The 20,257-nt window shown below is 71.7% G+C and carries 17 protein-coding genes; 5 read left to right on the top strand and 12 right to left on the bottom strand.

Annotated features, from left to right (window positions below; genetic code table 11):
- Window positions 1–137: 137 nt before the first annotated feature.
- The 10 genes from ACIF9R_RS27130 to ACIF9R_RS27085 form a co-directional block, all read right to left on the bottom strand.
- On the bottom strand, window positions 138–1,601 hold the full coding sequence (locus ACIF9R_RS27130; RefSeq protein WP_399984984.1) for a 4-hydroxyphenylacetate 3-hydroxylase N-terminal domain-containing protein: 1,464 nt from the start codon (window positions 1,599–1,601) through the stop codon (window positions 138–140).
- Window positions 1,602–1,668: 67 nt separating this feature from the next.
- Window positions 1,669–2,529 (bottom strand): alpha/beta fold hydrolase, encoded by an 861-nt coding sequence (locus ACIF9R_RS27125; protein ID WP_399984983.1) that lies wholly within the window; start codon window positions 2,527–2,529, stop codon window positions 1,669–1,671.
- 35 nt (window positions 2,530–2,564) lie between these two features.
- Window positions 2,565–3,443: an alpha/beta fold hydrolase gene (locus tag ACIF9R_RS27120; RefSeq protein ID WP_399984982.1), complete on the bottom strand. Its 879-nt coding sequence runs from the start codon at window positions 3,441–3,443 to the stop codon at window positions 2,565–2,567.
- A complete protein-coding gene (locus ACIF9R_RS27115; RefSeq protein WP_399984981.1) occupies window positions 3,443–4,609 on the bottom strand; it encodes a hydroxylase in 1,167 nt (388 codons plus the stop codon). Before ACIF9R_RS27115 ends, ACIF9R_RS27120 begins: the two co-directional genes overlap by 1 nt.
- A 264-nt stretch (window positions 4,610–4,873) precedes the next feature.
- Window positions 4,874–5,752 (bottom strand): VOC family protein, encoded by an 879-nt coding sequence (locus tag ACIF9R_RS27110; RefSeq protein ID WP_399984980.1) that lies wholly within the window; start codon window positions 5,750–5,752, stop codon window positions 4,874–4,876.
- Window positions 5,753–5,799: 47 nt separating this feature from the next.
- On the bottom strand, window positions 5,800–6,999 hold the full coding sequence (locus ACIF9R_RS27105; protein WP_399984979.1) for a flavin reductase family protein: 1,200 nt from the start codon (window positions 6,997–6,999) through the stop codon (window positions 5,800–5,802).
- Window positions 6,992–7,795, bottom strand: coding sequence for an ABC transporter ATP-binding protein (locus tag ACIF9R_RS27100; protein ID WP_399984978.1), 804 nt, complete (start codon window positions 7,793–7,795; stop codon window positions 6,992–6,994). Before ACIF9R_RS27100 ends, ACIF9R_RS27105 begins: the two co-directional genes overlap by 8 nt.
- Window positions 7,792–8,580, bottom strand: a complete 789-nt coding sequence (locus tag ACIF9R_RS27095; protein ID WP_399984977.1) for an ABC transporter permease — start codon at window positions 8,578–8,580, stop codon at window positions 7,792–7,794. Before ACIF9R_RS27095 ends, ACIF9R_RS27100 begins: the two co-directional genes overlap by 4 nt.
- Window positions 8,577–9,377, bottom strand: coding sequence for an ABC transporter permease (locus ACIF9R_RS27090; protein ID WP_399984976.1), 801 nt, complete (start codon window positions 9,375–9,377; stop codon window positions 8,577–8,579). The genes ACIF9R_RS27095 and ACIF9R_RS27090 overlap by 4 nt, the downstream gene beginning before the upstream one ends.
- Entirely contained in the window at window positions 9,374–10,345 is a 972-nt protein-coding gene (locus tag ACIF9R_RS27085; RefSeq protein WP_399984975.1) for an ABC transporter substrate-binding protein, read from the bottom strand. The genes ACIF9R_RS27090 and ACIF9R_RS27085 overlap by 4 nt, the downstream gene beginning before the upstream one ends.
- A 246-nt stretch (window positions 10,346–10,591) precedes the next feature.
- On the opposite strand from ACIF9R_RS27085, the gene ACIF9R_RS27080 reads away from it, so the two are divergent.
- From ACIF9R_RS27080 to ACIF9R_RS27060, 5 genes are all read left to right on the top strand, one after another.
- Window positions 10,592–11,359 (top strand): IclR family transcriptional regulator, encoded by a 768-nt coding sequence (locus ACIF9R_RS27080; protein ID WP_399984974.1) that lies wholly within the window; start codon window positions 10,592–10,594, stop codon window positions 11,357–11,359.
- Between the two features lie 734 nt (window positions 11,360–12,093).
- Window positions 12,094–13,497: an MmgE/PrpD family protein gene (locus ACIF9R_RS27075; protein ID WP_399984973.1), complete on the top strand. Its 1,404-nt coding sequence runs from the start codon at window positions 12,094–12,096 to the stop codon at window positions 13,495–13,497.
- A 68-nt stretch (window positions 13,498–13,565) separates the two neighbouring features.
- The gene (locus ACIF9R_RS27070; RefSeq protein ID WP_399984972.1) at window positions 13,566–14,405 is read left to right on the top strand and encodes an alpha/beta fold hydrolase; all 840 of its coding nucleotides are present in this window, start codon (window positions 13,566–13,568) and stop codon (window positions 14,403–14,405) included.
- A gap of 21 nt (window positions 14,406–14,426) precedes the next feature.
- Window positions 14,427–15,599: a hydroxylase gene (locus ACIF9R_RS27065; RefSeq protein WP_399984971.1), complete on the top strand. Its 1,173-nt coding sequence runs from the start codon at window positions 14,427–14,429 to the stop codon at window positions 15,597–15,599.
- 593 nt (window positions 15,600–16,192) lie between these two features.
- Entirely contained in the window at window positions 16,193–17,407 is a 1,215-nt protein-coding gene (locus ACIF9R_RS27060) for an MFS transporter (protein WP_399984970.1), read from the top strand.
- Window positions 17,408–17,570: 163 nt separating this feature from the next.
- On the opposite strand, the gene ACIF9R_RS27055 is transcribed toward ACIF9R_RS27060, so the two are convergent.
- Both ACIF9R_RS27055 and ACIF9R_RS27050 read right to left on the bottom strand, forming a co-directional pair.
- Window positions 17,571–18,383 carry a helix-turn-helix transcriptional regulator gene (locus ACIF9R_RS27055; RefSeq protein WP_399984969.1) on the bottom strand — a complete coding sequence of 271 codons (813 nt, stop codon included), beginning with the start codon at window positions 18,381–18,383 and terminating at the stop codon, window positions 17,571–17,573.
- Between the two features lie 380 nt (window positions 18,384–18,763).
- On the bottom strand, window positions 18,764–20,233 hold the full coding sequence (locus ACIF9R_RS27050) for a multicopper oxidase domain-containing protein (protein WP_399984968.1): 1,470 nt from the start codon (window positions 20,231–20,233) through the stop codon (window positions 18,764–18,766).
- Window positions 20,234–20,257: the final 24 nt, after the last annotated feature.

Below are 20,257 nucleotides of genomic sequence, written 5' to 3'. Positions count from 1 at the left end.
GCCGGCCGGGGTGGAGGGGGCCGGTGGGCGCCGAGCGCGCCGGTTCGTAGTGTCGGCACGCCCGGGACCCCGGCCGGCACGCCCGGGACCCCGGCCAGCACGCCCGGGACCCCGGCCGGGGTGAGGACGCCCCCAGGTCAGTCCGTGGCCCCCGCCTCCAGCAGGCGCTCGGCCAGGGCCTCCGCCTCCCGGGTCTTCGGGGCGTTGAAGAACAACACCCTGCCGACGACCGGGTCACCGGTGTAGTAGCGCTCGTACAGTGCCTGGCGGGCGGCGAACGGGCTGCAGGTCATGTCCCAGACCATCCGCATCACGCGCAGCCGCCGCTCGGCGTCGACCCCGGGACCGTGGACGTACTGCTCGACGAGGTGGCCGATCTCCTTGTGCCGCAGCTCGCCCTCGGTCATCGTGATCGCGCCGCTGCCCGCGACCGTCCGCAGCACATCCACTGCCTTGCCGATCGCGTACGGGAAGAAGAACGTCAGCGCCGCGATGCCGACCCGTGATTCCTCACCCGGCCGGCCGTGGCCGCGCAGCGCCGACGCGGGGTCGCGGCGCTCGCCGATCCGGCGGCTCAGATCGAGTGCGGCTCCGTCGAGGAGCCCCTCGGCGACATTCAGCAGGCCCATGACCTCGCCGATCTCCTCCTGATAGCGCGCCGAGGCCGCCCGGCCCGTCGTCCGCGCGGCCACCGTGGCCAGACCGGCGAGGAACTTCAGCTTGGCGGTGCTGCGCGCGGCCCCCTGCAACGGACCGTAACCGACCGCGTTGCGCACGACGTTATTGTAGGCGTCCAGGTCGCCGGCGACGACCACCCGGTCCTCGGGGACGAAGACGTCGTCGAAGACGAGGATCGCGTCGCCCTCGTCGAACCGGCCGCTCAGCGGGGTGTCGAAGAGACCGTCCCCGCGGTCGTAGGACTGCCGGCAGATGATCTTCAGCCCGGGTGTGTCGAGCGGAAGGGTGCAGACCAGGGCGTAGTCCTCCTGGCCGGGCCGGCGCGGCACGTACGGGCCCACGAAGACCTCGTCGGCCACCGGCGCGAGCGTGGAGAGTAGACGCGCGCCGCGGATCACGATGCCGTCCGGGCGGCGCTCCACGATGCGCACCGCCTCGGGCGGGGCGTCCTGCGACGAGCGGTCGCTCTGCGGGTCCACCAGGGCGTGGGTGACCGCCAGGTCCTCCTTGCGCAGCCGCGCCAGGTAGGCGTCCATACGGGCCGCCTCCGCGTGCTTGCCGACGTGCTCCAGGCTGCTCTTGACGTCGAGCAGATAGGCGTTCATGAAGTCCGGGAGCCGACCCATCATGCCGTAGGTGAGCTCGGTGCGGAGCCGGTCGCAGCGCTGACGGACCAGCACGTCCTCGTGGTTGCGCGCTTCGAGCAGCGTGGCGCTGTGCGCCTCTCCGTCCACGGCGTCCCACACCGTCAGTACGTCGGCGAACTCCGGGTCCAGCTGGGCGTCGTAGAGCCCGGCGAGCGTGGCGAGCACGCCACGGAAGGCGGGGTGCGCGGTGACGTCGTCGACCCGCTCACCGTCGATGTACAGGCTGCGCCCGTCCCGTAGGCCCTCCAGGAACGCGGCACCTGAACGAAGTCCCATTTCGTCACTCCTTGTGATGAGGCTCCGCCGGGCCGTCGTGCGGCGGCCCGGCTCGGGGAGCGGATGGTCAGCGGTCCAGCAGGAAGTCGAGCTGGATCCGGTTGAAGGTCTCGGTCTGCTCGTACTGGGGCCAGTGACCCGCGTTCTCGATCACCGCGAGGCGGCCGCGCGGGATCAGGTCCGCGATCCGGCGTCCCTCGTCCACCGGGCCGGAGGGGTCCTTGGTGGTCCATACGACCAGGGCCTCCGCCTCGATGGCGCGCAGGTCGTCGTCGGTGAGCATGTTGCGCCGCCGGATCTCCGGGTCCTGCAGCGCCATGTTCATCCGGCAGGCCGTCTTCCAGTCCGGCTGCTCGAAGATCGCCTGGCGGGTCCTGATCAGATCGTCGGTGACCATCGAGGGGTCGGCCATCAGCCACTCCAGACGTGCCTTCACCCGTTCCCAGGAGGGGTCTTCCGCGGCCTGCGTGGACAGCGTCAACAGCCGTTCCATCACCTTGGGGTTGGCCATCGTGCCGCCCATGGTGTTGAGCACGATCCGCTCGGTGCGCTCCGGGTGCAGCTGGGCGAACCGTGCGGTCACCCAGCCGCCCAGCGACTCCCCGGTGAAGTACGCGCGGTCGTAGCCGAGTTCGTCCAGCAGCCGCAGCACCTGGTCGAGGTAGTGCGGGATCTCCAGCGGGTGCTCCGGCTTGGTGGAGTAGCCGTGGCCGATGAAGTCGATCGCGTAGCAGTTGAAGTGCTCCGCGTGTGCGGCCAGGTTCCGTACATACGCCTCGGCGTGCCCGGTGACGCCGTGCAGCATCAGCAGCAGCGGCTTGTCCGGGCTGCCTGACTGCAGGAACCGGGTCCGGTACGGTCCCGTCTCCAGGTATCCCTGCCGGAACTCGACCTGCGCGAGGTCGGACCACACGCTCGTGTACGACATTGTCTCTCCTTGCATCTCGGGCACGGCCCAGGGCCTCAGGCGGAAGCCGGGGCGGCGGGGCGGTCGGCGAGGAACCCGAGCAGCAGCCGGTCGAACTCCGGGGCGCGCTCGTACGGCACCCACAGTCCGGTCCGCTTGAACAGGTGCAGCTGGGCGTCCGGGATCTGCCGGAGCAGGAAGAGGGCGTTGTCGAAGCCCTGCACCCGGTTCTCGGTGCCCCAGACGATCAGCGTCGGCGCCGTGATCCGGTCCAGTTCCTGCCACAGCGGCTCGGCCGGCACGCCCGCCGACTCGGCTCCCGCCCGGCGTTCCTCGCCGCCGGCGACCGACTCCAGGTACCGCTCCTCGACCAGTTCGTCGGTGACCAGCGCCGGGTCGGACATCATCATCCGCAGGTAGGCGCGCATCTTCTCCCGCGTCGGGCCTTCGCCCGCGTAGTAGGAGCGGATGGCCTTCTGGCCCTCGGACGGTGTGGTGCTGAACAGCGGCACCCCGCCCGCGCTGGAGACCAGTACCAAACGGTCCACCCGCTCGGCGTGGTACAGGGCCATGGCGAGGGCGACCGCGCCCCCGGTGGCCAGGCCCACCACGGTGGCCCGCTCGATGCCCAGTTCGGTGAGCATCGCGGCGAATACGTCCGCGTAGGGCCGGTACTTGCCGCCTGCCAGGTCAATGGTGTCGGAGCGGCCGTAGCCCGGCAGGTCGACGATCAACACCCTGGCGTGCTTGGACAGTTCGGCGAGGTTGGTGCCGAAGTTGCCCCAGCCCGAGGCGCCGGGGGCTCCGCCGTGTACGCACAGCAGCACCTCCGGGCCACCGCCGGCCTCGTGGTAGTGCAGTCGGGTGCCGCCGACGGTGACGAAACGGGAGGTGGACTCCCGGGTGAGCGGCACGGTGGCGGTGGCGGTGGCCATCAGACCTTCACCGCCGCCGGCATCTCGCCGCCGAAGTAGTCCATGCCGTACGCCTGGTAGAGGGGGCCCGCGTAGTTCTGCACGTGGTGCAGCGCGCTCTGGCAGTCCCGCCACATCCGCTGCATCGGGTTCCGCGTGTGCAGCTGGGAGCCGCCGCTGACCTTGAAGACCTCGTCGGCTGCCGCGGCGGCGCGGTGCGAGGCGGAGACCTGGTTGCGGCGGATCTCGGCCCGCTCGGACAGCGTCAGCAGTCGGCCGGAGGAGACGGTGTCGAAGGCCCGGTCCATGTCGTGCAGGACATGACCGAGACTGGCCTCGATGTCGGCGGCCGCCGGAGCCAGCGCGGACAGCTGGAACGGGTCGCGGCTGGCGGAGCCGAACCGGCTGCTGCGCTCCCGGGTCCAGGAGACGTACGCGTCCAGGGTGCCCTGGGCCAGCGCGATCGTGGCCGTGGTGATCGCACCGGAGAAGATGACGTTGCGCGGCATGGAGTACAGCGCCGCGTCCCGGCCGGCGATCGGCCCGGCGCTGCCGTCGGTGACCGGGTTGGTCCGGATCAGCCGGTGCTCGGGGACGAAGGCGTCCTTGACGACGATGTCCTTGCTGCCGGTGCCGCGCAGCCCGACGACGTCCCAGGAGTCGTGCAGGATCTCGTAGTCGGCGCGCGGGAGGACGAAGTGGATCGTCTCCCGGTCGGTGACGTTGCCCTCCTGGTCGGTGATCAGACCGCCGATCATCACCCACTGGCAGTGGTCGGTACCGGAGGAGAACGGCCAGCGCCCGTTGAAGACATAGCCGCCCTCCACCGGCCGTGCCCGGCCCATCGGGGCGTACGGCGAGGCGACCCAGGTGTCGGGGTCGTCGCCCCAGATCTCGCGCTGCATGCGCAGGTCACCCTGGGCGAGTTCGTGCGGGTGCACACCCACCACCCCGGCGATCCAGCCGGCCGCGCCGTTGCGCCGGCCGATCTCGTACACGGTGCGCAGGAAGTCGGTCGGGTGGGACTCCAGTCCGCCGAAGTCGCGGGGCTGGAGCATCCGGACCACCCGGGACTCGCGCAGCGCGGCGGCGACTTCGTCGCTGACCCGGCCGAGTTCCTCGGACACGGGTCCGTCGCTCTCCAGCAGCTCGGCGTGCTCCAGCACGCGGTCCAGCACGGGGTTCATGGGGTGCGCCTTCCTCTGGTGGGGCGGTGGGTCAGGGGTGGCCGACGGCGGACGGAGGCGGCCGACGGTTCGAGGGGCGGCCGAGACGTCGGTGACGGCCGGTGGCCCGGAGGTGGTGGTTCGGGGGGCGGTAGGCGGATCGTCGGGCGGGCGGGAGATCGCCGGGTGTTTCGGCGGTTCGGGGGCGAAGGAGCCCGGGGCGACCGGCCGATCAGGGGCGACCGGCTGGTCGGGAGGGCCGGCTGATCAGGGCCGGTCGGCGGATCAGTGGTGGTCGACCGAGTGGTGGCCCCAGAAGTGCGCGGTGTCGTACCGCGTGGGCGTCCAGGTCTCGTCGTCGATCTTGATGCCGCCGGTGCCGAACTCCAGCCCCACGTCGGACGGGGTCAGCAGATAGAAGCTGACCATCCGGTCGTTGCTGTGCCGGCCGAACGTCTTCAGCAGCCGGTGCGGTTCGTCCTCGATGTGCTCGATGGCCCGGCCGATCACGTCCAGGTCGGTGACCTCGAGCATGAAGTGGCCCACGCCCAGCGGGCGGCCCTCCACCTTCGGGGTGAAGGCGAAGGAGTGGTGGCGGGGGTTGCAGTGCGTGAACGTCGCGGCGAGACCCGGGGCGAGGTCGATGTGGTCGGACAGCCGGAAGCCCAGCACGTCCAGGAAGAGCGACTCGTAACGGGCACGGTCGGAGACGACCTGGAGGACGTGTCCCACGCCCTCGGCGCCCACCACGAACCGCGCGCCGATCGGTGAGGCGAACCGCTGCGAGGAGGTGGCGAGACCCCAGTAGATCTCATGGTCGTAGCAGTCGTCGGGGTCGCGGAAGCGGATCAGGTCCGAGACCATCCGTTCCTTGGCCACGGCCTCGCCCGGCCGGGTCACCTCGTACCCGGCGGCGGTCAGGCGCTCCTCCAGCTCGGCCAGTTCGGCGGGGCCCCGGGTCTCCCAGCCGACCGCGCTGACACCGCCCCGCTCACCGGGACGCACCTCGAGCCGGTAGGCCTTCTCGTCGATGCGGAACAGCAGCCGGTCGGCGGCGCGGCGGTCGGCCATCAGCCCCAGCACCCGCTGTCCGAACTCCTCCCAGTGGTCGAGGTCGGTGGCCGTGAATTGCAGATATCCGAGGGCGGTGACGCGGGCGGTCATGTCTTCTCTCCTTCGTGCGGTCGTGCGGTCGTGCGGTGTGCTCCGGCTCAGCCGAGTACGCGGTCCTGGCCGAACCGGATCTGGATCAGGTCGGCGACCTCGGCTGCCCGTTCGCGCACCTGCGCGACCCAACGGGTGACGGTCCGCCCACTGGCCCCGGCCGGCGGGAACGACATCCGGACCGCCAGCCGCGGTGTGCCGGCCATCGGTACCGCCGCGGTGATCGATCGGACGTCGTATGTGCCGTCCGGGTGGAGGTCGGGCTCGTAGTAGTCGAGGTGGTCCAGGTGCATGGTGAGCACCTGGCGCCGGTGTCGCGGGGTCGGCTCGCCGTGGATGTACCGGGTGACGTCCTGCCAGGTGTCCTGCTTTGGAGCGTGACCGACCAGGCAGAGCGAATAGCCCTGGGCGACGACCCGCTCGGCGATGTCCAGGCAGCGCTTGCGCGACGCCTCGTCCTTGCGCGGCAGCCGGTCGAGCCAGCGGGCGAGCTCCGACTCGTCGGCGGGGTCGAAGTGGACCGCGCCGACGGGCGGCAGGTGCGGCAGCCGCAGGCCGATCTCGAAGTAGGAGGGTGTCGCCGAGCCCCGCTCGGTGCCGATCACCACATCGTGGTCGCCGATCGACGCGAGCAGCGAGACGTCGGCCGACTCCTCGGCGGCCAGGGCTGCCAGCGGCTCCATCGCCGCCTCGCTGAGCCGGGCGGCCCGGATCAGCTCGTGGTCGGCCGGTACCAGGAACGACGACGGCGCGAAGCCGCCGAAGCCGCCCTGGAAGAACAGCAGCGGGGAGGTCGGACGCTGTACCTCCAGCGCCCGGACCTCGCCGATCGCGATGTAGTGGTCCCCGGCGTCGACCAGCTGGTGGTAGGAGCAGTCGATCCAGGCGACCGAGTCGCGCAGGATCGGCGCGCCGGACGGCGACGGACGCCACTCCACACCGGTGAACGACTCCGGACCGCGCCAGTCGGTGACGAGGTCGGTCTGGTCGGCGGCGAGGACGTTGACGCAGAAGGTCTCCGCCTCCCGCAGCCGGGCGAAGGTGCCCGAGTTGCGGTCCGGCATGAACGAGACGAGCGGCGGGTCGATCGACACGGAGTTGAAGGTGCCGACCACCATCCCGATGTGCTCGCCGTTGTCGAGGGTCGCGGTGACCAGGGCCACCCCGGTGGGGTGGTGCCCCAGTGCCTCGCGGAACGTGTGCGGGTCGATCACGGACGGCGCCGTGACCGTGGTCGTGTCAGACATCGCGGATCAACCTGTAGACCTGGCTGCGCAGTTCGGCGAACCGCGGCAGCGCCTTGGTGGCGACCTGCTCGCGCGGGGCGGGCAGGTCGACGGTGAGCAGACTGCGGATACCGGCCGGCTTCCCGCCGAGGGCGAGTACCCGGTCGGAGAGGTAGACGGCCTCGTCGATGTCGTGGGTGACCAGCAGCACCGTGATGCCGAGGTGCTCGCGCACCCTCAGCAGCAGGTCCTCCAGGTCCGCCCGGGTCTGGGCGTCCACCGAGGCGAACGGCTCGTCCATCACCACCACGGCCGGCCGGTAGGCCAGCGCCCGCGCGATGGCGACCCGCTGCTGCATGCCGCCGGAGAGCTGCCAGGGGTAGTGGCCGGTGAATTCCGACAGCCCCACCTCGGCCAGTGCCTCCCGGGCGGTCGTCTCCCGCTCGGCCTTGGCCACGCCCGCCGAGCGCAGCGGCAGCACCACGTTGTCCAGGACACTGAGCCAGGGCATCAGCGAGCGGCTGTAGTCCTGGAAGACGATGGCCAGCCCGCGCGGCGGTGCCTCGATCCGCTTGCCGTCGAACAGCACCTCGCCCTCGCTGGGGCGGCGCAGCCCGGTCAGGCACTCCAGGAGCGTGGTCTTGCCGACGCCCGAGGGGCCCACGATGCACATCAGCTCGCCGCGGCCGACCTCGAAGTCCAGGCCCGCCAGGACCTGGCGCTCGCCGTAGCTGTGGCCCAGACCGCGGATCCGCATGATCGGGTCGGCGGCGTCGCCGTCCGGCCGTCCCTTCTCCAGGGTGGTCTGCGTAGTCAACGCTGGTCCTCCTTCTGCTTGGTGTAGCCGCGGTGCCAGGCCAGCACCCGGGCCTCGACGAGGCCGAACGCCTTGTTCGCGGCGTAGCCGATCAGGCCCAGGACGATCAGGCCGGTCCACATCGCGACGATGTCGAACGTGCGCTGCGAGTTCAGGACGAAATAGCCCAGACCGCCCGGACTGCCCACCATCTCGGTGAGGACCATCGCCACCACCGACATCGACAGCGCCACCCGGGCGCCGGCGAAGACCTGGGGCATGGCGGCGGGAACGACGAGGAAGCGGATCCGGTGCCAGGTGCTCAGCCGGTAGCCGGCCGCGACCTGGCGCAGTACCGGGTCGACGGAACGGACACCCTCGACGGTGTTGAGCAGGATCGGCCAGGTGGAGACGAAGGCGATGGTGATCACCTGCATGTCGTCGTCGGTGCCGAGCAGCAGCATCATGATCGGCAGCAGTGCCACGCTGGGCAGCGCCCGCATGAACTCCACCAGCGGCCTGGTCGCGTCCTCCAGCGCCGGCAGGGAACCGAGCAGCAGTCCGAGCGCCACGGCGGCGACGAACCCGATACCGAAGCCGGAGACCAGCCGGATCAGGCTGGGCAGCGCGTCCTCGCGGAGATGGTCGAAGAACCACAGGTCGACGAAGCGGTCGGTGATCTCCGACAGTGCCGGCCAGTAGATGGAGGTGCTTCCGGCACTGAGCCACCACCATGCGGCGACCAGGAGCACCGGGAGCCACAGTTCCCGTGCGACGGTCCTGGCGATTCTCGCCGTCCTGTTCACGCGGCGCCTCCCTTGCGGACCGAGGGGTGCCACCACAGCACGCGGCGCTGGAGCAGCACGAAGACCAGGTTGAGCACCAGGCCGAGGATCGCCGCGGTGAACGAGTAGACGAACGCCCGGTGGGTGTCGTTGATCTGCATCGCCTGCAGCAGTGCGTAACCGAGGCCGTCGGAGCCCCCGAGGAACTCGGAGCTGATCGCCATCAGCAGCGACAGCGTCGCGGCGATCCGCAGGCCGACGAAGACGAACGGGAACATCGACGGCGCGATCAGATAGCGAAGCCGGTGCCACCGGGAGAGGTGGTACGCCCGCCCCACCCGGCGCAGCTGCGGCGAGATCTCGCCGACCGCGTACGAGGTCTGGATGATGACCGGCCAGACCGCCGACACGAGGATCAGGACCAGGCCGAGATCGCGGGTCGCCCCGAACATCAGCAGGAACAGCGGCAGCAGCGCGATCGCGGGCACCGTCCGGCCGAAGTCGAGGACCAGCTGGGTGCTGCGCCGGGCGTGCTCGTTGGCGCCGATCAGCAGGCCGACGGGCAGACCGACCAGGACGGACAGTGCCAGGCCCAGCAGGGCGGTCTCGACCGAGGTGGCGATGCTCGACCAGTAGTCGCCGGTGCCGGCCAGATCCGCCGCGGAGCTCAGGCTCTCGCCGGGCGTCGGGAAGCCGCTGGATACTCCGGGGCCGCGGGCGAACAGATGCCAGACGGCGAACGCGACCAGGATCGCCAGCAGCCGGTTCACCAGGCGCCGGACGCCCGGCGGCGCCGCTCGGAGGGGAGTACGGCTCACGACAGGATCAGCTTCCCGGCGTCCGGCGCGGCCTTCTCGAACATGTCGTACTTGTTCATGTACTCGACCGAGAAGTCGATGTCGGCCTTGGTCAGCGGCTTCTCCGAGTACACCGGGAACGCGGCCTTCTCCAGAAGGGCGGCGTCCGCGCCGAGCACCTCGGCGGCGGTGTTCACCAGCAGTGCGCGGTCGTCGTTGACGGCGGTGTTGCCCTCGCGTACCGCCTCGGCGAACGCCTTCACGGTGTCCTTGTTCGCCTCGGCGAAGGCCCGGGTCGTGGCCCAGACGTACGCCATGCCGCCACCGCCGGAGTTCACCGGGGCGAGCGGACGCAGCTCGCCCTTGGCGCGCTCCACCGTGCCCACCGGCTCGGGCGTGATGGTGGCGTCGACCTGACCGGACTTCAGGGCGGCCAGGGTGTCGGGGGACTCGACGAACTTGATCGTGGAGCTGTCGCCGCCGGCCTCGTCGACGGAGCCGCGCAGGTCGACCCAGGGCGCGCTCTTGAGCTGTGGAACGCCCACGGTCTTGCCGGTCAGGTCGGCCAGCGACGTGATGGGGGAGTCCTTCTCGACCCACACATTGGCGAAGCTGAATTCCTCCTGGCCCTCGGGAATGCCTCCGTCGGTGGCCGCGGCGACATAGACCAGGTCGACGCCCTGGCCGGCGGCCACGAGCGAGGTCGCGGTGTCCAGCAGGGCGAGGTTCACCTTGCCGCCGAGCAGCTGCGGGATCATCTCGGTGGACGTCTTCGCCGTGCTGATGTCGACGTCGAGGCCGTGCTTGTCGAAAACGCCCTCGTCGTCCGCGGCGAAGGCCGGGACGCCGTTGAGAGAGGCGAAGACGGCCAGCTTGAGCGGCGCGTCGGCCGACGCCTGCGAGTCGGAGCCGCCGGAGGAACAAGCGGTACAGAGGGCAAGTGCCGCGACGGCGGTCGGGGCGAGAGCGCGAAATCGAGTGGAAGCCATGAGGGTCCAGTCCTTCTGTCGTGCCCGAGAGCTCGGCTCGTGAAGAGGATGTGTCCGTGACGGGCAGGACGACAGTGACAAAGCGCGGCGCGCGCGTGGCCGGATGCCTCACCAAACGGAATTTCATCTCGTCCGGTTCGGAAACCTCGACGTAACGCAAGACGTCACGTACGTTCCATGTACACGTATATTTCACATGGCTGGAACCGTTCCCTCCGGGGCTTCGGGCGACGAGACGGAGTCGAGATGAGCGAGATCAACGGCAAGCGCGGTGTGCTGGCGCGGGCCTTCGACATCCTCGGCTGCTTCACCGGAGGTGAACCCGAGCGCTCGGTCGCGGACATCTGCGCGGTGACCGAGCTGCCGCCGGCCACCGTGCACCGGATGCTCGCCACGCTCTCCGAGCACGGCGCGATCGAACGGACCGGCCGTGGCCGCTACCGGCTCGGCCCGCGCCTGTGGCGCCTCGGCCACGGCGTTCCTGACATCCGGCTGCTGCGCGACTGCGCCCGCCCGGCCCTGGTCGACCTGCACGCGAGCACCCGGCTCCCGGTCGCCCTGGCCACCCGCGAGGGCGACCGGCTGCACATCATCGACAAGATCGCGGGGCGGGGCACTGTCCGGGTCTGGGAGCAGCTGGGGACGCCGGTGCTGGACGAGCACCCCGCCGGTCTGACACTCCTGGCCTGGAGCGGGGACCCGGACCGCCGGCCGTCCTCGCGCCCGCTGCGCAGCGACGAGCAGTTCGCCTGGCGGCAGCAGCTGGCCGAGGTGCGCAGGCTCGGCTTCGCGCACTCTCCCCTGGGCCCGCAGCACACCTCGCCGCTGGTCTGGGCGGCCGCGCCCGTCTTCGCCGAGGACCAGACGGTGAGCACCTGTGTGATGATCGGCGGCCGCCGGGGCGAGCATCCGCCGGTGTCCCTGGGCCGCCTGGCCCGTGCGACGGCCCGCGACATCTCCACCGGCCTGCGCAACGGCGCGGCCAACACCCACCTGACCCGCACCCACGCCTGACCTGCCCCGGTGGCTGTGCGGTATGCATGTCTGAGCCGCCCCGACGGCTCTCCCGCACCCATGTGTGATGCGGGCCGGGGGCTGTTCCGCACCCATGTGTGATGCGGGCCGGGGGCTGTTCCGCACCCATGTGTGATGCGGGCCGGGGGCTGTTCCGCAGCGATGTGTGATGCGCCCCGATGGCTGTCCCGCGCCCATGAGTGACGCGGCCCGACGCCGCCGCCCCGGTGCGGGGCACGCCCGGTGGGTATGGAGTGCGCGTCGGCCCAGGGGTGGCCGGTTTTCGTCCTGTGCCCATGGGGCTGCCGGGGCTTCCGTGGTGCGGACGACGGGAACACGTGGCGCTTGATCCCTCGCACCCTGTGCACCCTGTGCACCCTGTGACCCTGAGGCGCGACACGGCGCGGCGGCGCGGAGCACCGCGGTAGCGCGCCTCCGGCCGACCGCACCGTACGTACCTGTCGCCTCCCGGCCACTCCGCGCTCCTGCCGCTCCGGCCGGTGGCCACGTCGCCCTCGCGCGTCGTCGCGGACGGGGGTCCGGGGGCCGCGCCCTCGGGGACGGGACGGGAAGGGGCGGCGGGGGCGGAACACACCGACCCCACCCCCCCTCGGGAAACTCGCTTTCCGCTGGATGCGAGCCCGCGACCGATCGGGGCGTGCTGCTTCAACACTGGGCACGTCGGGTCGCCGAGGGGCCCGAAGGACCCCCGTGGAACCCTAGAGAGGACAGCCGTGAGCGTTGCCTCGCCCGCATCGCAGCAGGCCGGCGCCACCGCGCAGCTGGTCGGCTTCGTCTGCGACCCCGACCGCCGCCCGGAGCCCGCACCCCGGGCGGCCCTGCGCGGGCTGGTGGCCGACACCGTCGGCGTCGCCGTCGCCGGGCTCGCCACCCCCGCCGCCGTGCTGGTGCGCGACTGGGTGGAGGACCAGGTTCCGTCCGGCGCGCCCGCACCGGCCGGGACGGCGACCGTCTGGGGTACGGGGAGACGGCTGGGGCCGGCCGACGCCGCCCTGGTCAACGGCACCGCAGCGCATGCCCTCGACTGGGACGACGCCGCCCCCTCCATGGCGATGCACCCCGCGGCGGTGCTGCTGCCGACGCTCTTCGCGCTCGCCGCCCGCCGTCCGGTGACCGGCGGCGAACTCGTCGCCGCGTACAGCGTCGGCTCCGCCGTCTTCCGCGCGGTCTCGGAAGTGCTCCCGCACGCCGTCCACTACGGCCGGGGCTGGCACAACACCTCCACCACCGGACGGCTCGCCGCCACTGCCGCCGCCTCCCGGCTGCTCGGCCTGGACACCGGCAGGACGGCCCACGCCCTGGGCATCGCGGCCTCCCAGGCGGCGGGGAGCCTGGCCAACTTCGGCACCATGACCAAGCCGATGCACGCCGGCCTCGCCTCCCGGGACGCCGTGATGGCCGTCGGGCTCGCCACCCGGGGCTTCACCGCCCACCCCGCCCAACTGGAGGCGCGCGGCGGCTTCCTGGACCTCTTCGGCGACCACGACCCCGAGCGCACCGCGGTCCTGGGCGCACGCCTGGAACACTGGATGACCGCCTGGGTCGACGACTACGCGATCAAGGCCTACCCCTCCTGCTTCGCCACCCAGCGCGCGATCGACGCGGGGCTGTCCCTGCGCGAGGAACTGGGTGCCGGCACCGACCGGATCGCCCGGGTGGAGGTGACCCTCGAACACGGCGGCACCCGGCCCCTGCGGGACACCCGGCCGGGCAACGGGCTCGAGGCCAAGTTCTCCCTGGAGTACACCCTCGCCGTCGCCCTGCTGACCGGGGACGTACGGCTCGACGACTTCACCGACGCGGCCCTGGAGCGCCCCGGCGTGGCCGGGCTGATGTCCCGTATCGATCTCGCGGAACGGCCGCCGGCCGACGAGCCCGGCCACACCGTCGTCCGGCTGCGCACCGACGACGGCCGGGTCCTGGTCCGCGACGTCCACCACTCCCGCGGCGACTCCCACCGGCCGCTGTCCCGCGACGAACTGGCCGCGAAGTTCCACCAGTGCGTGGGGCACGACCCGGTGGCCCGGTCCTGGTTCGACGCGCTCCACGCGGTCCCGGACGCCGATGAGCCGCGTGACCTGCAGACACTCCTCGCCGGACCGCCCGTACGGGGTTGACCCGGCCCCCGTCTCCCACCGGCCGCGTTCCGCCTCGCGCCGTATCCGATACCAGGAGAATCCCGATCATGACCGACATCTTCACCGAGGAAGCGACCAGCCGCTTCGTGGAACTGCCGAGCGGGCGGGTCCACTACCACGAGTACGGCGAGGGCCACCCGCTCGTGCTGCTGCACGGTTCCGGCCCCGGCGCGACCGGCTGGAGCAACTATGCGGCGAACATCCGCGAGCTCGGCAAGCGGTTCCGCTGCCTGGCCGTCGACATGCCCGGCTGGGGCAAGTCCGACCCGGTCGGCTACGACGACCGCGACCATGCCGCGACCGCGCTGGAGTTCCTCGACGCGCTGGACATCGAGAAGGCCGCATTCATCGGCAACTCGATGGGCGGAGCCACCTCGGTCCTGTTCGCCGCGACCCACCAGGAGCGGGTCAGTCACCTCGTCACCATGGGCGCGGGAGTCGGCGGCGCCCACCTCTTCGTGCCCGGCGGCGGCCCCAGCGAGGGCGTGAAGGTGCTGCAGCGCACCTACCGCGAACCCACCGAGGCGAACTTCCGCGACCTCGTCGACGTGATGACGTTCGACCCAGCGCACGCCTCGGAGGAGCTGGTCCGTCTGCGCCACAGGGCGGCCGTCGAACGCCCCGACCACCTCGCCAACTTCGCCGCCGGCATCGGCAGGCCCCGCCCGCACATGGCCACGCACGCCCAGATCGCCGGCATCACCGCACCGTCCCTGCTCTTCCACGGCCGCGACGACCGGGTCGTGCACTACGAGAGCTCGCTGAAGCTCGTCTCCCTGGTGCCCCGCTCCCGGATGGTGCTGCTGGCCGGTTGCGGCCACTGGGCCCAGCTCGAGCACGCCGACGAGTTCAACCGCACCGTCACCGACTTCCTGCTCCACAACTGAGGAAGAAAGGCCCCTTCAGTCATGCATGAGGTACACGAGCGGATCCTGGCCCGCGCCGAGGAGATCGCCGCCGAGGCCGGACCCAGCGATGAGCTGGGCCGACTGACCGACAAGGCCGCCGAGGTGCTGCGCTCCAGCGGCGTCATCCGGATGCTCCAGCCGGCCGAGTTCGGCGGCCACGAGGCAAGCCCGGTCGACTTCTTCCGCACCCAGCGCGACATCGGCATCCGGTCCTCCTCGGCGGGCTGGGTGGCCGGCGTGGTCGGAGTCCACGCGTTCGAGGTGGCGCAGATGGACATCGAGGTGCAGAAGGAGATCTGGGGCGAGAACCCGGACACCTGGATCGCCTCGCCGTACGCCCCCCTGGGGCGGGCCACCCCCGTCGACGGCGGGTACCGGTTCTCCGGCCGCTGGCCGTTCTCCTCGGGCACGGACCACTGCCAGTGGATCATCCTGGGCGGCCTGATCGTGGACGAGGACGGCACGCCGGTCCCGGGCGGACTCCGTCACTTCGTCCTCCCGCGGGCGGACTACGAGATCGACCAGGACTCGTGGGACGTGGTCGGGCTGCGCGGCACCGGCAGCAAGGACATCGTCATCGAGGACAAGTTCATCCCGGAGCACCGGATCCTCGACCCGGTCCCGATGGAGGACGGCGGCCTGGCCCAACAGGCCGGGCGGGGCGGTTCGCCGCTGTACCGGATGCCGTTCCACCCGATGTTCACCGCCGGCATCACCACCGCGACGGTCGCGATGGCGCAGGGCGCCCTGGCGGCGTTCGTCGCCTCCATGCGGGGCCGGGTCACGGCACGCGGGGTACGCACCGCGGGCGACCCGCACCAGCTCGCCGTGCTCGGCCGGGCGATCTCCGACCTGGAGGCCGGTGAGATCCAGCTGTTCGGGGACATCGAGCGAATGTGGGAGCGGGCGCAGCGCGACGAACGGTTCCCGGCCGAGGAGCGGCTCCGGGTCCGCCGCAACCAGGTCCGTATCGCCCGCCGCGCGGTCGACGCCGTCGACGAGCTGTTCCTGCACGCCGGCGGCTCGGCACTGCGCAGCGGCTCCACCCTTCAGCGGTGCTGGCGCGACATCCACGCCGCGATGAACCACGCCAGCAACAACGCCGACCCGATCTACCAGGCCTACGGTCTGAACGCCTTCGGCCACCCCGTACCGCCGTCAGTGCTCTTCTGAACCACCCACCGCCCGCAGCGCCCCGCACCGGGAGCAGCCCTGACCAGCCGTGACGCCGCCGCTGCCGTGGCCGAGGCGGGGGCTGTCCCGGAGGATGCCGCCCGCACCGGCACCCCCGTCCCCGGTGCGTGCGCTGCTTCCCGAGGTGGACGTCGACGCCGCCTACGCGGTGCAGCGGCTGAACCTGGACCGTGCTGTGGCGGGCGGGCGCCGCTCGGTGGGCCGCAAGATCGGCCCGACGCCCCCGCCGTCCAGCGTCGACTCGGCGTCGGCCAAACGGACTTCGGCGTGCCGTTTGCCGACATGGCCCCGGCCGCGGGCTGAGACGGAGCGGCTCGGTGGGGGCCGGGCGGGCGCGTGCGCCAGGACGACCGGCGGGTGACGGCGGCGGAGTCGCCGGTCGTGCCTGCCCGCTCTCACGGAACGCCGCCGTCAGCGGTGCGTCGGCCCGTTCGACCCTCACGCCGACTGCCCTCCGCGACGCGCGTGCGCGGTGCCGCCGGAGCGCCGGGAACAGCCGGAACGCCGGCCCACCTGCGCGGTCGGAGGGACAGGAGTGTACGAACGTACGCTCCCGGCGGTAGGCTCCCCGCATGACTGTTGACGTACTGCGCGAGCCCACCCGGGCCGACCGGCGGGCCCGCGCGGCCGTGGCGGTGCTGTTCCTCACCAACGGCGCCCTGTTCGCCAACCTGCTGCCGCGCTATCCGCAGATCAAGGACGATCTCGGGATCGGTAACGCAGCGTACGGGCTGGCCGTCGCCGCGTTCCCGACGGGCGCCATCGTCGCGGGCCTGGCGGCGGGGGTCCTGGTCCGCGCGCTGGGGTCGGCGCGCGTCGCCGTGCTCGGCACGCTGCTGACGGGCGCGGGGGTACTGGCGGCGGGAGTGGCCGGCTCGCCGGCCCTGTTCGCGGCGGCGCTCTTCCTGGCCGGCGCCATGGACGCGATCACGGACGTCGCCCAGAACGCCCACGCTCTGCGGGTGCAGCGCCGCTACGGACGCAGCATCATCAACTCCTTCCACGCCATCTGGTCCATCGGCGCCGTCACCGGCGGGGCCATGGCCGCCGGTGCGATCGCCCTCGATCTCTCCCGGGGACAGCACCTGCTCGTCTCCGGAGTGGTCTTCGGCGCCGCCGCCTGTGTCGCCCTGCGCTACTGCCTGCCCGGACCCGACACCGGGCCGACGGTGGAAGAGGCCACGGCGGCCGGCCACGACCCGGGGCAGGGGCAAGGCGGGGGAGCGGTGTCCCGGCGTACCGCGTACCTGCTGACCGCACTCGTCCTCATCGCCACCGCTGGCACTCTCGTCGAGGACGCCGGCAACTCCTGGGCCACGCTGTACCTTTCCGACTCCCTGGACGCGTCGGTGACCCTGGCGGCCTGCGGATTCATCGCCCTCGTCGGCGCGCAGTTCATCGGCCGCCTGATCGGCGACCGGCTCGTGGACCGGTTCGGACAGCGGCAGGTGGCCCGTGCCGGCGGTATCGTCGTGGCGGCCGGCATGGGCCTGGCGCTGGCCGTGCCCACGGTCCCCGGAACGATCCTCGGCTTCGCCGCCGCCGGGTTCGGCGTGGCGACCCTCGTGCCGGCGGCGATGCACGAAGCCGACGAACTGCCCGGCCTCAAGCCCGGATCGGGACTCACCATCGTCTCCTGGCTGATGCGCCTGGGCTTCCTGTGCTCCCCACCCGTCGTCGGACTCGTCGCCGACGCCACCAGCCTGCGGGTGGGCCTGCTCGTGGTGCCTCTCGCCGGACTGCTCGTCATCCTGCTGTCCCCGGTCCTGCGGGCACGACGCACCTGACCGCCGGCCGCCGGAGCGTGTGGCGGGTACGAAGGGTGGCGGACATCGCCCCGCACACGCTCCCGGAGCTCCCCTGCGCCCCCGCGGTGCTCACCCCGGGCACCGGGAGGACGTCATGCGGGGCCGCTTCGCCGCCGCGCTCGGGCCTGGATGCCAGGAGGCCCTAGTCCTGCTCGCTGTCGGGAGGCGTCACCGTCTGCGGGTCTCCGATGTGCGGTTCCGGGGACTCGGGAGGCTCGGGGCCCTCCCCGGTCGCGACTGCCCCGGCGGGTTCGAAGAGGGCGAGGCAGGGCTGGTCGGCGGTGTGCGACACCTCGAGGTCGACGGCGTGCAGCGGCGCGCCCATCTCCTTGAGCGCGCCGCGGATCAGGCCGAGATGGACCGAGCAGGCCACGTCCGGGCGGTCGGCGGCCACCGAGCGGAAGGGGCAGTTGTGGACCCGCAGAACGGTCAGCTCCTCGCCCGGTTCGATGTCGAAGCCGAGCTTGTCCATGACCGTGGTGACCTTGTCGAAGGCCTGCTCGGCGGAGATCGACGTGAACGGCGCGGGGCGGTCGGTGAGATGGCGGCCCCATTCGACGCCGGCGGCGACGGCGTCCTGCGAGGGGTTGGCCGAGGTCGCCGCCAGGTGGCCGGCCAGGATCTGGGCCAGCAGCCGGTAACCGTTGTGCCCGTCGGCTGCCTCGGCGGTTCCGGCATCGCCTCCGGCGGTCTCCTCGGCCGTCCCGGCGGTGACGGGCTCGTAGGCGAGCTTGGGCCGTCCCGGACCGCTGTGGTCGGCCCTTCCCTCCCGGACCCTGCCGTCCTTGGCGAGCCGGGTGAGGTGGAATCGGACCGTGTTGGCGTGCAGACCCAGGTCGTCGGCGAGCTCCTGCACGGTGAGCGGGCCGTCCGCGCCCCGCAGGGCTTCGAGGATGGCGGTCCGGGACGCTCCTGCGGGGGCGGGCCGGCTGCTGGAGGGCTGAGCTGGAGCCATGGTGTCAACGCCCGAAAGAATCGTGGAAACCAGAGTTGGTCTGAGAAATTCTCCTTCAGCCTAACAAGACCGGGCTCCTTGGCCACCGGCTTCTCCGGAGCGTTCCGTGCGGGTCGGCCGTCCTGTGCGCGGCCTGTGCCCAGGCTGTCCGGAGGACGGGGCCGGGGGCGCGGGGGGGGCCCCCCCCCCCCCCCCGGGCGGCGCCGGGCCCTGCCCCCCCGGGGCCCCGGGGGGGGCCGGGGGGGGGGCGGGGGGGGGGGGGGGCGGGGCCCCCGGGGGGGGGGGGGGGGGGGGCGGCCCCCGGCCCCCCCCCCCCGGGGCGCCCGGGGCGCCGGCGCCTCCCGTCCCGCTGTCGGGGCGGGTGTCGTCGGGACGGGTTCTCAGTGTGCCGCCGGACCGCCGTCACCGGCCACGAGCAGGCCGGCCGCGCCGCGCGAGAGGTCCTTCATGATGTGGTTCACGAAGGTGTAGGTGCCTGCCTTGTCGACGGTGAACTCGACGAAACCGCCCTGGGTGGTGGACAGGTCCAGGGTCTGCGAGCCGCCCTTGTCGGCGCTGCCCGGCTTCAACAGGTACGCGCCCTCCTTCCACACGGTGTCGAAGATCAGGCCGACGGTGTGGAACGCGAGGGGTTCGTTGATCGCGGCGTTGTCCAGCCAGATGCGGACCCGGTCGCCGACGTCCACCTTGACGGGATTGTGGACGTACTGGTTGAAGTAGCCGTTGAAGACGACGCCGTCGTTGGTCCCGGCCATCATCTTGTTGAGGTCGGCGGCCTTGCCCTCGGGGCCCAGGTACAGCTCCGACTGGACCAGGACGATCTCCTTGTCCACCTTGGGCAGGTTGGGCGGGTCGACGATCACGGCACCGAACATGCCGTTGCCCATGTGGTGGATCATCGGGGCCGCGCCGCAGTGGTAGGTGAAGATGCCGGCGTAGTTCGCCTTGAACTCGTAGACGAGGGATTCGCCCGGCTTGAGGTCACGCATCTCGACGTTCGGCGCCACCTTGGAGGCGTGGAAGTCGATGGAGTGGTTCATCGAGCCGTCGTTCGTCAGCTTGACCCGGAAGGTGTCACCCACCTTGCCGCGGAGGGTGGGGCCGGGGGCCGTGCCGTTGTAGGTCCAGAGGGTCTGGGTCACCCCGGGGGCGACCTCGGACTTCTTCTCCTTCACATGCAGGTCGACCTCGTGGACCGTCTTGCCGTCGGCCGGCTTCACGGTCGGGTCGACGGCCTTCCAGTCGGCCGAGGGCTTGGCGTTGGCGTCGATCTTGGCGTTGCCCGCGTTCGGGTCCGCCTTGGTGTCCGCGAGGACGGCGTCGGAGCCGCCGCCGGCGGCAGCGCCCTTGACCTTGATGTCGAGCACCATGCCGGCGGCCTTGTGGCCCTCGACGGTGCACCATGCCTGGGTCGTCTCGTTGATCGGGCCCCAGTCGAGGGTGGTCGCGGCACCCGGCTTGATCATCGGGGTGTCCTCGCCCTTGAGCGCGATGGTGTGGTCCATCGCCCCCTTGTTGACGACGTTGAGCTTGACCTTCGCGCCGGCGTCTATCTCGATCGAGGACGGCTTGACGTAGAGGTCGCCGAGTTCGATGTCGAAGGTCATGGTCTTGCCCGCGCCGGCCTGTGCGGCGGCCTGTGCGGCGCCGGGTCCCGCCGCGGACGAGGTGACCGGCGCCGGGTCGGGCCGGAAGACCCCGACCACGATCAGGCCGAGGACGAGGCCGAGGGCCAGCGCGGCGCTGATGACCGGGACGAAGGGGGTGACGGCGCGCAGCAGGACCTGTGCCCGTGGTCTGCTGTCCGGCTGCTGGTGAGGATCGGTGGGTGGGTCCGTGCTGATGGACACGGTGAGGCTCCAGTCTTGTCTTGA

It is taken from the genome of Streptomyces sp. NPDC086080, assembly GCF_044540255.1.
In the GTDB taxonomy this organism is placed as follows: Bacteria; Actinomycetota; Actinomycetes; order Streptomycetales; family Streptomycetaceae; genus Streptomyces.
This window is presented reverse-complemented; position numbering and strand designations above follow the sequence as displayed.

Excerpts from the sequence above, each read along its gene's own strand:
- ACIF9R_RS27130 (WP_399984984.1), bottom strand. The coding sequence starts at position 1,601 with ATGGGACTTCGTTCAGGTGCCGCGTTCCTGGAGGGCCTACGGGACGGG.
- ACIF9R_RS27125 (WP_399984983.1), bottom strand. The coding sequence starts at position 2,529 with ATGTCGTACACGAGCGTGTGGTCCGACCTCGCGCAGGTCGAGTTCCGG.
- ACIF9R_RS27120 (WP_399984982.1), bottom strand. The coding sequence starts at position 3,443 with ATGGCCACCGCCACCGCCACCGTGCCGCTCACCCGGGAGTCCACCTCC.
- ACIF9R_RS27115 (WP_399984981.1), bottom strand. The coding sequence starts at position 4,609 with ATGAACCCCGTGCTGGACCGCGTGCTGGAGCACGCCGAGCTGCTGGAG.
- ACIF9R_RS27110 (WP_399984980.1), bottom strand. The coding sequence starts at position 5,752 with ATGACCGCCCGCGTCACCGCCCTCGGATATCTGCAATTCACGGCCACC.
- ACIF9R_RS27105 (WP_399984979.1), bottom strand. The coding sequence starts at position 6,999 with ATGTCTGACACGACCACGGTCACGGCGCCGTCCGTGATCGACCCGCAC.
- ACIF9R_RS27085 (WP_399984975.1), bottom strand. The coding sequence starts at position 10,345 with ATGGCTTCCACTCGATTTCGCGCTCTCGCCCCGACCGCCGTCGCGGCA.
- ACIF9R_RS27080 (WP_399984974.1), top strand. The coding sequence starts at position 10,592 with ATGAGCGAGATCAACGGCAAGCGCGGTGTGCTGGCGCGGGCCTTCGAC.
- ACIF9R_RS27070 (WP_399984972.1), top strand. The coding sequence starts at position 13,566 with ATGACCGACATCTTCACCGAGGAAGCGACCAGCCGCTTCGTGGAACTG.
- ACIF9R_RS27065 (WP_399984971.1), top strand. The coding sequence starts at position 14,427 with ATGCATGAGGTACACGAGCGGATCCTGGCCCGCGCCGAGGAGATCGCC.
- ACIF9R_RS27060 (WP_399984970.1), top strand. The coding sequence starts at position 16,193 with ATGACTGTTGACGTACTGCGCGAGCCCACCCGGGCCGACCGGCGGGCC.
- ACIF9R_RS27055 (WP_399984969.1), bottom strand. The coding sequence starts at position 18,383 with ATGGCTCCAGCTCAGCCCTCCAGCAGCCGGCCCGCCCCCGCAGGAGCG.